Raw genomic sequence first — 11,808 nt, forward strand, 5'->3', positions numbered from 1 at the left:
ACACGAGCAAAATAATCGCTACTGGCGGCGCGACAACCATTGAAGGTAGTGCTGGGGTGAATAGTTCCTTGGGCAGTCATTAATGGCTATGCAAGCTCGGAAGAATTTTAATTGAAGCACTCAAACAACAGCATATCCCTTTAGCCACACGTCATGGGTTACTTGCTAAGTTAGCACCAATGTATCAACAGATTATCGATCATTAATCGTGTCTAACACCGTTTGATATAACATAGTTGGAGTATGCTGACTTTTACCTATTTACCCCATCCCTTAAACTGAGTGAGGCTTATATTGATTAGTAAAATGGGCTAGGATCAACATCGAGCATACTTGGCGATACACCTCGCTCAATATGTAATTCCGATTTAAATAGGTCAACCATGGTCACGTCGGTATAGCGCTTATACTTAATTGAATAAAAACACTTCACGATAGGATGCAACGCATCACGTCCCTTTGAGTCCCATACAATTCCAATACGGTGATCCGATAACTGAACTAATGAACCAACAGGATAAATACCCACGCAACGAATAAACTCATATACGAGCTTTTGATCAAGATGAAATGGCGTCAGGCTGATCATAATTTTAAATGCCGCCGCTGGGCTCATGGCCTCTTTGTAACAGCGAGTCGCAGTTAACGCATCAAAAATATCAACAATACAACTCATGCGTCCATGTTGAGGAAGTTGCTCGTCCTTAAGACCATTAGGATAGCCACGACCATCGAGTTTTTCATGGTGCATTAAGCACACATCTTTGCTGACCTGTGATAGTCCTTTTGTTTCATTCATGATTTCAATTGCATAGAATTGATGCAATTTAATGTGCTCAAATTCTTCCGGGGTTAACTTACCAGGCTTGTGCAATATTTCGTTATCGACTTTAATTTTGCCAATATCATGTAAAATACCGCCCACCGCCATTTGCTTGAGCAGTTCACGATCAAGGTTAAGGTGTTTGCCGAAGGTCACCAGTAAAAAGGCCACATTAATAGAATGTTCAAATAAATAAGCATCTTTGGTGCGCAAAGCAGAAATACATTTAAAGGCATCTGCATCCCCCATAACCGACTCAATCATTTTATCGGCGACAGCTTCAAATTCACCCACTTCGATGGCTTTACCACCGAAGGTTTCAGACATCACCTTTTTAATTAATCCTTTTGCTTCAGCAAGTAGCTTTTTAGCCTGCGCTTGCTGACCATCTCGAGTTGCCGTCGCTTTACGCATCAATGGACGAATAGCTGAACTCGATCGATTGGATTTTTTTAACCCGCAGGTATCAGATGATCGCTCAATATCCACCCACACAAACGCAATACTATTTTTTTTCAGTTTTAAAATTGCATCACGATGTTTGATTTGTCCGGGGTTACTAATAGCTACTTTGCTATACTGATGATCTATCGCCGAAACAAACATGCCTAAAGCAAGTTTATCGATAGGGATTTTGATGACATTGCTTGATTCAACAGAATCATTCATTGTGCAAATTACTCCGGGAGGGAAAACTAAAAAGACGGCATCTTGATCACCTGACTACTGTTAGTATTTTGAACTATTTTACTGCATTCGCCTATTCATTTTGTGCCACTATTATCATTTCGTCACATAATTTATTATCAAACCTTTACACATCACTCAATGAATAGATGATTGTTTTATAGACATAATAATAAAAAGGGCACTTATGTCAGCGAGGATATATCTAAAGAGATAAGCGCTACATAAAGTAAAGCCAGAGTATCTTATCAACGGAATAAGCCACTAATATGTCATTATCGGCGGTTATTGATATTATATTAGCAATTAAGATCACACGATTTAACCTTGCTAATTGACACTATTTCATCACTTTATTACCGTATAGTCTGTTGCTGTTATACGTGAGGTATTTCTTTTTGGGCCACTTCTTTTCATCACAATTCAGTGAACTGATCACTAAGCTGAAACAGCTTAGTAAAGTGCCTGCTCGCGAATCCATAATTCAACTTTCGGTAGAAGCCCCTGCATTGCCTTTATTGTCTTGGTTAGCAGCACAAAACCAATACCCCAAAATATATTGGCATGGCAGAGATAGAGACGAAGATATCGCCGCTATTGGATCATGTAAAAGTTTCTTTTTTAAAGACCAAGTTGACGATAATGACCTGGCAAAAATTTATCAACAACAGCGTAATAAAACCAGCCAACAAGACATTCGTTATTATGGCGGCCTGGCTTTTGACCGCACAGTAGAATGCTGGCCAGAATTTGGTCGCGCACACTTTATTTTACCGCGTATTGAGTTGCGCCGAAATAGTCGTACTCTCAAGATCCTCGTTAACCTAAACTTTGATGGCGTTGATCCCGACCAAGAAATTCAAGCGGCTATCGATGCCATTGAACGAGTACAAAAACCACAGCCTTTATCTCCACCCAATAAAATGAGCTTAATGGGTCGCAGTGATTTACCCAATTTTGAACGCTGGAAAGAGTTAGTAGAGCAAGTCACTCAGGCTAATTTTAATCGCTCAACGCCTAAAGTGGTACTCTCTCGTCATACCCAAATTGATGTGAACGACGATATCGATCCTTGGACAGTACTGGCTTGCTGGCAAGGTCGCAATCCCAACAGTTTTCAATTTGGATTCCAATTTAGCCCTGAGCGCGCGTTTATTTCCTGTTCACCAGAACGCTTGTATTTACGTCGCCAACAAGAATTGTTTACCGAAGCGCTTGCGGGTACCACGGTACGGGGACTCAATCCTGAAGAAGATAATTCTCTGGCACAAGCATTATTAGATGACTCTAAAAACAGTCATGAAAATCAGCTTGTTAGAAAGCACATCGTTGATGCGCTCACCCCATTAAGTCAGTATATAGGTGCCGACGAGAAGCCTAAAATTTTTAAACTGGATCATATTCAACATTTACATCGCTCGATCAGGGCACAGCTAAGGCCTGGGGTAAACGATTTTGAATTACTGCGCGCGTTACATCCCACTCCTGCTGTCGGCGGCTTACCACGCAATGCCGCATTGAACTTTATTCGTCAAAGAGAAGGTTATGCTAGAGGCTGGTATGCTGGGGCTTGTGGCTATTTAAATCACCATGAATCAGAATTTTCAGTTGCGATTAGAAGTGCACTCATCGAGCCTAGAAGGATCAATTTATTTGCCGGAGCAGGCATAGTCGCCGGCTCAGATCCTGAGGCGGAATGGCAAGAACTGGAAAATAAATTAGCCACTGTACTGTCTATTTTGATCGACTTTTAATATCCCTCAGCTTACTGATGCTTATCTCATTAACCGCAACTTGGGTTTATAGATGAGATAAGTAAGCTAACATTAAAATATGTCACCTCTTTAAGTCACATTTGACATGTGTTTTGCTAATAAGGCGCCTTCACCAGTTAATAGCGGTGTTAATAGCAGTGTTAATAGCGGTATTAATAGCTGCGTCATTAGCCGGTCTGTTGCAAGTCAATTCCACATCGTTAGCAGAACAAAGAGCTTGTTGGTAAGCGCTTATGATCTCGAGTTGAGGTGACTTAACCTCGACGATATCTTTCGCTTGTGCAAAGCCCATGCTATTATCCTGCCCCCGTGGCTGCTAACACTTATGTATTGCCTTGAAAAGGGTGGACTAACAGGTGAATTTAACGCCAGCACTGCCAATAAACTAAAATAATAATATTCTCTATAACAGACATTAGCTTATCTGTTTAACGGTGGCTAAATAGCCTCGTTAGCACAGGCCAAGACTGTTAACCAAATTAATAGCGGGTTCCCTCACCCCGCGCTAACCCAATTAAAAAGGCCACAATATGTTGACGTTAACCCAGGCGAAATATCGCCGAGCACTGATGTTATTAGTCAGTTTTCACATCTTAATTATTTGCGCAAGTAACTACCTCGTTCAACTGCCATTTCAGCTATTTAGCTACCACACCACTTGGGGTGCGTTTAGCTTTCCATTTGTATACTTAGCAACCGACTTAACCGTTAGAATTTTTGGTCAGCGAGCCGCAAGAGGCATTATCGTCAAAGCCATGATACCGGCACTCGTGGTGTCGTATTTAGTGGGAGTATTGTTTCATCAAGGCCAATTACAATCATTTTCGGCTTTAGCAGAATGGAATAATTTCGTGTTTCGTATCGCTTTTGCCAGCTTTGTGGCTTACTTAATTGGCCAGTTAATGGACATCACAGTATTTGCTAAATTACGTCAAGCCAAAGCGTGGTGGGTCGCACCAGCGGCATCGACGCTAATCGGTAATTTAGTGGATACCTTAGTGTTCTTTAGCATAGCGTTTTATGCCTCGAATGATCCCTTTATGGCAACTCATTGGCCAGAAATTGCCACTGTCGACTACGTCTTTAAGCTTATAGTGAGCCTAGGTTTGTTTTTACCGGCATATGGCGTGTTATTAAAAGTACTGCAAGACAAGATTTTACTTAATGCAGCCACCAATAATGACAATGTTGTTATCCAAGTATCCAAATAATCATCATGACTCTTTAATGATGGCGAGATGAGTACAAGCAACTGTCGGCTTCAATAGCTGGGCCGGCGGTGTGCTTTACTCATTCAACGTTTACCACACTTGCGACAGATGCAATGACGCCGATTGTTATCTGGACTCCCCGTCAAAGAATACCTTAGGTTATCTGAAGCCGATTGACACTCATATTCGCCCTACACCTCAGGAATGAGCTAGTGCTAGTTAGGTTAATGATAAGAGTAAACCACAAAAGTCCACATTCTCTTTGAAGCGAGAACAACCTTTAAGGCCATAATAACCGCGTGAAAGACTCTCATTCTATAGCGCACATCTAAATATCTACCAATATGAAAGTGATATATAAAATAATTACCCTAATAATCATAGGCTAAAGAGAACTTTTTCGTTTATTGAATATAAAGAGTAGATTAATCATGATAAGCACTTGCAAATACAAATGAGAATGATTACTATTAATGCGCGTTCCAAAACTCGGTTAATCATTAAAGACTTCATCACCTTTAATTGGTTTTCAGAGTTCGCAAGCACGACATTGCTCACACACTCTTTGTGGCCGGGTTAATCACCCGGCTTTTTTTTGGCTGATTTTAGGTTAGCTATTGAATCCATCACCAAAATGCAAGCCTTCATATGGCCCAAGCTGTTGATAATCTTTAGCATTATGATAAAGCCCAATGGTAAATATAGTCCCTTTTCCTACCGTCGAATTGACTTCGATCGTACCACCAAGCCGTTTAATAATGCCATAACTCAGAGAAAGACCTAAACCGGTACCATCTTTACGCGTGGTATAAAATGGATCAAAGATACGACTCAAATCTTCTTTAGTAATACCTATCCCTTCATCTTCCACTTCAATTTTTACGCCTATAGGTTTGCCCTCTTCCAACCAGTCGTATGTTCGTAGCCAAATCCGGCCTTTATTTTCAATAGCATGAGCAGCATTAACCATTAAGTTAATGAGAACTTGTAATAGTTGAGGTCGATTGACTTCAACCGATCCCGTCGCGGTGAATTCCTTGATAAGCGTCACTTCTTGTTGCTCAATAGAATGGCGTGCTAATAACAGCATTTCTTCAACTATTTGCGTCACCGGTTGTAACGTAATAGGTGCATTGAACTCACCAGGACGACTGTATTGCAACAGGCTTCGGATAATCGTAGTGATCCGACCCACTTGTTGGATCACCAACTCGATTTCTTCTTCTACCACAGTCGCATTGTCACCAAGCTCAGCTTTTAATAACTCCATGTTGCCCAAGATAACCGCAGTAGGATTGTTGATTTCGTGGGCAATACCGGCAATCAGTTCTCCTAATGCGGTGAGTTTTTCGTTAGTGACGAGTTGTTGTCTGGTCGCATGCAATAATGCGACATTACGTTCAAGTTCCTCGGTTTTATCTTGCAAACTGCGGGTACGCTGTTCCACTTTAATCTCAAGTTGCTCTGCAGCAGCTTGAATTTGGGCATTACGCCGCTGCAACTGATCAAGCATGCTGTCAAATTGCTCCGCTAAATGAGCCAGCTCATTCTCGCCATTTATGTCTAATTTACCAATTCTGACATTTCGCCCTGACTGAACGGCAGTAACAACTTGATGAATATGTTCAATCGGTTGCAATAAGCTATTCGCGCCTCGGTACACTAAAAAACCTGAGATCAATAACACCAGAACTAAAATGGTACCTAATTCAATAATATTGAGTAAATAATTATGTAAAAATGGCGATTCAGAAAATCCAGCATAAACCATCCCAATCCTTTGGCCGCGAACATCTCGTAAAGGTAGGTAACCCGAGATATACCAATCATTAAATACAAAGGCTCGATTTATCCACGTTTGCCCTTCAATCAATACTTGTTGATATACCTCATCAGAAACGAGTGTTCCTAGCGCTCTATTGGGTTTTTGATTTTCTTTCGGAAACAGCTCCATTGGCACATTGGTGCTAATGCGAATATTATCTAAAAAAAGGGTTACGGTACCAATTGAGCGTTCGGGTAAGGTCCCTTTGGCGTAGACTAAATCACGGATATGATCGACGATAATAGTATTATGATTAAACAGCATACCGCCGTCCAAATACCAAAATACATTTCCAGACTGGTCAGCTATGGGTAATAAGGTTCGGCTTAATAAGCCGCGTGTTTCAATACTTTTTTTAGGTTGCTTGGCATGCGAGGTCGGGATCAGCGTAATTTGAGCCTGCGTTGCTAAACTTGAATTAATTCTTTGGAGACGTTTGGCAGGCAAGACCATCAAACCCGACAACACCTTCTGTTCGGTTTGGTGTAACATCAAACGTAAGTCTGGGTCGGCGGCGGCATCTGCAACACTAATTAAGCGTAAGAAATCTAATCCTAATGTTTGCTGTTGCTGTGCTAATAGCATATTTAATGCACTAATTGCATTGGGATTAGGTTGTTGCTCACTGTGTTTTAGTAACCTAAATGCATGTTGAAAATCCCATGATTCACTTATCGAATCTAATTGTTCTTGTTGCCTTTCCTGCATTTGCATTAAGGTACTATTGGCCACAACCAAGTCAGCGTTCACTTTCATGAACAATTGCTTGCCTGTATATATTACATTCCAATAAATCGTAATAAACACCAAACTAACCAAGGTTAATAAAATAGGCAGTGATGTCAAAAACAAGATCCGATAACGTACTTTAGCTTGCATTTGCTGCCAACTAAGACCGAAAACTCGTGTAAAAATACCAGTAGAATGCACCACGTTTATTCTTCCTCAAGACCTTCGTTTTCGTGACTAAACCAATCTTTAAATTTTCGATCTAAGGTTTTTCGAGACACACCTAAATCCCGCGCCGCGGCAGACTTATTACCATTATGGCTATCAACCACTTTGGTGACATGTTGTTTTTCAACTTCTTTTAACGGCCAATTTAGCGGGTAACCCATAGCATCATTAACCACAACGGACACAGGTTTTTTCCAATATTCAGCAGGTGGTTTTCCTAATAAAATACAACGCTCAATCATATTACGCAGTTCACGAATGTTACCAGGCCAATCATGTTGCTGGAGTACTTGTAGATCTTCATGGCTCCATATGACATCTTTAATCCCTAATTCTTGTGATAATTGTAGGGTAAAAAAGTGAGTAAGCTCAACGACATCTTCTGGCCTTGATCGCAAAGAAGGAATAACCATATTTAATACATTCAAGCGATAAAATAGATCACGTCTGAAACGGCCAGCTTCAACTTCATCGATCAATAAGCGGTTAGTGGCGGCAATGACGCGTACATTAATATCGATTTCTTTTTCACTTCCCACAGGACGGATGGCTCGCTGTTCAAGCACCCTCAGTAAGGCAGTTTGCATATTCATCGGCATTTCGCCTATTTCATCCAAGAATATCGTGCCACCTGAGGCATAGCTAAATAACCCTTCACGATTGCCTTTGGCCCCGGTAAACGCTCCCGCAGTATGACCGAACAGTTCACTGGCCAATAATTCAGGGGCTATTGCACCACAGTTTACCGGGACAAATGCACCACTTCGGCCACTAAGTTGATGCAATTGTCTGGCCACCAGCTCTTTGCCTGTGCCAGATTCGCCTTCAATTAATACTACGGCGTTAGTCGGAGCAATACGTTCAATAACTTCTTTGACATCGCGAATGGCTTCACTGTTGCCAATAATGGTGGATGATTGTCCGTGCGACAATTCGCGCCTTAACATAAAATTTTCGCGCTTAAGCAAGCGTTTTTCTATACAACGATCGACGGCGGTTATCATTTGCTCTAAGTGAAAAGGCTTCATAATAAAGTCAGATGCACCAGCACGTAATGCTTTGATTGCCACATCCATATCGGCGTAACCGGTCATAAAAATAATATCTGATTGGCGCTCGGGATCATTGAGAGCTTCATGCCATTCAATACCAGAGCGATCGGGCAATCGAATATCAACAATCAGTAAATCGAAATGGCCGTGACTGCGTAGCTCTTCTGCTTGGGCTATTGTGGAGGCGGTTTCAACCAGCGCAAACTTCTTTGACAAGGCTTTCATCAAAAAACTACGCATACCAGGCTCATCATCAACGATAAGTACTGACATTGTGGTCTTGCTTACTGGGGACATATGCTCATCGGGACTCATAAATGGACTCTTATTTGGACATTTTGACGCGCTTTGCCAATACTGTAGCACTGAATGCAAATGACTTGGTCACTATGAACCATAGAAAAGTGATCATGGGACAATTTGTCTATCATAAATAATTAAAGCTTGGGAGCAAGTTCACAGTTTCAGTTTTATGCGTGAACTCTATTTGCATTAACACTGCTTGGCATCTAACTTGCTTATTGCATTGGTAATTAAGCAAAATGGCTTAATATTTTGTACATTGATTCACGATGGACATCACGACTATTAATATATCAAGGAGCGGCAATGTTAAAACTCAAAGCAAGCGCTAGTATTCTGTTAGCGGCATCAGTACTCAGCGGAGCAATGTTCAGTCCTACGGCACTCGCAAATGACGTGATCAAATTAGCGACCACGACCAGTACTGAAAACTCAGGATTACTCGGCGCCTTGTTACCTAAATTTGAAGCTGAATCGGGCTACAGTGTGCAGGTGATTGCAACGGGTACGGGTAAAGCGTTGAAGCTGGCAACTCAGGGAGATGTTGATGTAGTGATGACTCATGCCCCTGCGGCCGAAGCAAAATTTGTCGCTGACGGTTACGGTATTGAGCCTCGCGGGATCATGGAAAATGATTTCGTTGTATTAGGACCGCTAGATGATCCTGCTGCAATAAAGTCGAGCAAAAACGTGACTGAAGCATTCAGCAAAATCGCTCATAAGCCAAGTACATTTGTATCCCGTGGTGATAACTCTGGCACTAACATGAAAGAATTAATCATTTGGAAAAATGCGGGCGTTAAACCTGAATTTAACGGCTATACTTCTGTTGGCCAAGGTATGGGTAAAACCTTATTAATGGCCAATGAATTACAAGCTTATACGTTAGCAGATCGCGGTACGTATATTGCTTATAAAGCTAAACTCGATCTTAATATTAGCTTTGAAGGCGGCGCAGAATTGGCTAACCCTTACCAAATCATGTTGATCAATCCAGCAAAATACCCAGATTTAAATCATAAAGGTGCAAGAGCATTAAGCGATTGGTTTATCAGTCCTGCTACGCAAACATTGATTAATAATTATAAAGTCCAAGGAGAGCAATTGTTTAAGGCAACTTATAAAAAATGAGTGACGGCTGGTTAGTCCTATTGCAGCAAGCATTTAGCTTGCTGCTCTCTTTTGACCCTCATGTGTGGGCAATTATTAACATCTCATTTTCGGTGTCTTTTGCCGCATTGTTGATCACCATTATTCCGTCGATGATGCTAGGCTTTATCCTTGCATTTAGCCATTTTAGAGGCCGTTGGATCGTGACAAACCTGGTGCAAACATTGCAGTCGATTCCTACTGTGGTCATCGGTTTGCTCGTGTATTTATTGTTGACTCGTAATGGTGTTTTGGGTGATTTAAAGTGGCTATTTACTCAAAAAGGGATGATTTTAGGCCAAATGCTCATTTGTGCTCCGGTATTAATCGCATTGTCCCAGGCCGCTTTTGCAAGTGTGGATCGTAGAGCTTGGGAAACCTCTCGCACATTAGGTGCTTCATGGTTACGTGCGATTTGGACCTTGTGTCGAGAACTGCGAGGACCGCTATTGTTAGCCATTATTGCTGCGTTTAGCCGCATTTTGACCGAAGTGGGTTGCTCGATGATGGTGGGTGGCAATATTATGAATGTTACTCGTAATATTCCCACCGCAATTGCGCTTGAAACAAGCAAAGGTGATTTTGCCCAAGCTATCGCGCTAGGATTGGTGTTATTAATATTAGCCTTAGTGCTAAACTTCATTTTAGGTTCATTGCGAGGCAAGGCCCTCCCAAGGAGTCACTAAGATGACATTATCTCATCATTCAGACACACCATTGGTCAGTATTCATGCGACAAATCTACTGATAACATTTAATCAGCAGTTATTGTTTAGCGCAGACAATTTGCATTTTAGTCAGGGGGATGTCATCTATCTGCAAGGTGATAATGGTTCCGGTAAATCAACCTTAATGAAGCTCCTCGCGGGGTTAATTAAACCAAGTCAAGGCCAGATAACTAGCCAAGGATTTGCTCCTCAAGCATGGTGGAGATCGGCATCAATGCTGGGTAAAGCGGTCTATTTGCATCAACATCCTTATCTCTTTGAAGGCTCAGTAAGATACAACTTAACCTACGCCTTAGATCAGCGGGCTTTAGCACCGGAACAACGAAAAAAGCGCATCCAACAAGCCATTCATATGGCTCAATTAACCGATTTACTCGATCATGATGCGAGTGATCTATCGGGTGGAGAGCGTCAACGTCTTGCTATTGCAAGAGCTTGGATAGCACAACCTAAACTATTAATGCTTGATGAACCTATTTCAAATATGGACAAGCACTCACAGCGTTTGGTCCTCGCAATGATTAATCAATTAAAACAAGACGGTACGGGACTGATAATCAGCAGTCATCAAACCTGTGGCCTGACCGCGTTGTGCCAACAACATTGGCATATAAAACAACGCACTATTCATACCAGTATTCATGTACCCCAATCAGACGATTTACATGATACCCACACTACGGAATTACATTATGGCACCTCAAATTGATGCGGTGATTTTAGCCGGCGGCATGGCTAGACGTATGGGAGGCAATGACAAAGGCTTAGTGGATCTCAATGGCCAAGCCATGATTTGTCATACTATTGATAAGCTAACGACTCAAGTTAACCAAATTCTGATTAACGCAAATAGAAACCAAGCTCAATATGAGCAATGGGGCTACACCGTCTTTAGCGACCAAGACAGTGGTTATTTAGGGCCTCTAGCCGGAATGGTCACCGCCTTAAAAAAGACTCAAGCCGATTATCTTCTTGTTGTCCCTTGTGACTGTCCTATGTTGCCGACTGACTTAGCCGCAAGGTTGTTGACGGCTTTAGAGCAACAGCAGGCTGACCTTGCTGTGGCCAGTGATGGAGAGTATGAACAACCCGTAGTATTACTATTAAAACCTCATCTAGTGACATCAATGCAGGCTTTCTTGGATGCGGGAGAGCGCAAAATTGATTTATGGTACAACCAACATAAAGTGGCAGTAGAAAGTTTTGCCGACCAACCCAATGCATTCGTTAACATCAATACACCAGAACAAAAACACCAGTTAGCAAAGCAAATTGCCAAGTAATTCAGTAGAGGTACT

General features: G+C 41.7%; 9 protein-coding genes. 6 read left to right on the plus strand and 3 right to left on the minus strand.

The window, feature by feature from the left end; all coding sequences use genetic code 11:
* Positions 1 to 298: 298 nt before the first annotated feature.
* Positions 299 to 1,492: an HD-GYP domain-containing protein gene (locus EGC80_RS04255; protein ID WP_124012836.1), complete on the minus strand. Its 1,194-nt coding sequence runs from the start codon at positions 1,490 to 1,492 to the stop codon at positions 299 to 301.
* Positions 1,493 to 1,908: 416 nt separating this feature from the next.
* Between EGC80_RS04255 and EGC80_RS04260 the strand changes: the two genes are divergently transcribed.
* Entirely contained in the window at positions 1,909 to 3,264 is a 1,356-nt protein-coding gene (locus EGC80_RS04260) for an isochorismate synthase (protein WP_164839418.1), read from the plus strand.
* A 551-nt stretch (positions 3,265 to 3,815) separates the two neighbouring features.
* Positions 3,816 to 4,496, plus strand: a complete 681-nt coding sequence (locus tag EGC80_RS04265; protein WP_101033329.1) for a 7-cyano-7-deazaguanine/7-aminomethyl-7-deazaguanine transporter — start codon at positions 3,816 to 3,818, stop codon at positions 4,494 to 4,496.
* Between the two features lie 610 nt (positions 4,497 to 5,106).
* On the opposite strand, the gene EGC80_RS04270 is transcribed toward EGC80_RS04265, so the two are convergent.
* Both EGC80_RS04270 and EGC80_RS04275 read right to left on the minus strand, forming a co-directional pair.
* Positions 5,107 to 7,200 carry a sensor histidine kinase gene (locus EGC80_RS04270; protein ID WP_124013010.1) on the minus strand — a complete coding sequence of 698 codons (2,094 nt, stop codon included), beginning with the start codon at positions 7,198 to 7,200 and terminating at the stop codon, positions 5,107 to 5,109.
* A 56-nt stretch (positions 7,201 to 7,256) separates the two neighbouring features.
* Positions 7,257 to 8,645 carry a sigma-54-dependent transcriptional regulator gene (locus EGC80_RS04275; RefSeq protein ID WP_124012838.1) on the minus strand — a complete coding sequence of 463 codons (1,389 nt, stop codon included), beginning with the start codon at positions 8,643 to 8,645 and terminating at the stop codon, positions 7,257 to 7,259.
* Between the two features lie 354 nt (positions 8,646 to 8,999).
* Here EGC80_RS04275 and EGC80_RS04280 point away from each other — a divergent pair, with 354 nt between their 5' ends.
* From EGC80_RS04280 to mobA, 4 genes are read left to right on the plus strand one after another with little or no spacing between them, the layout of a single operon-like run.
* Complete coding sequence (locus tag EGC80_RS04280) at positions 9,000 to 9,764, plus strand: substrate-binding domain-containing protein (protein WP_233768645.1); 765 nt, start codon at positions 9,000 to 9,002, stop codon at positions 9,762 to 9,764.
* Positions 9,761 to 10,468, plus strand: coding sequence for an ABC transporter permease (locus tag EGC80_RS04285; RefSeq protein ID WP_101033332.1), 708 nt, complete (start codon positions 9,761 to 9,763; stop codon positions 10,466 to 10,468). The genes EGC80_RS04280 and EGC80_RS04285 overlap by 4 nt, the downstream gene beginning before the upstream one ends.
* Position 10,469: 1 nt before the next feature.
* On the plus strand, positions 10,470 to 11,219 hold the full coding sequence (locus tag EGC80_RS04290) for an energy-coupling factor ABC transporter ATP-binding protein (RefSeq protein ID WP_101033333.1): 750 nt from the start codon (positions 10,470 to 10,472) through the stop codon (positions 11,217 to 11,219).
* Positions 11,203 to 11,793, plus strand: coding sequence for a molybdenum cofactor guanylyltransferase MobA (mobA, locus tag EGC80_RS04295; RefSeq protein ID WP_101033334.1), 591 nt, complete (start codon positions 11,203 to 11,205; stop codon positions 11,791 to 11,793). The genes EGC80_RS04290 and mobA overlap by 17 nt, the downstream gene beginning before the upstream one ends.
* The last annotated feature ends 15 nt before the right edge of the window (positions 11,794 to 11,808 follow it).

The organism is Shewanella psychromarinicola, assembly GCF_003855155.1.
Lineage (GTDB): Bacteria > Pseudomonadota > Gammaproteobacteria > Enterobacterales > Shewanellaceae > Shewanella > Shewanella psychromarinicola.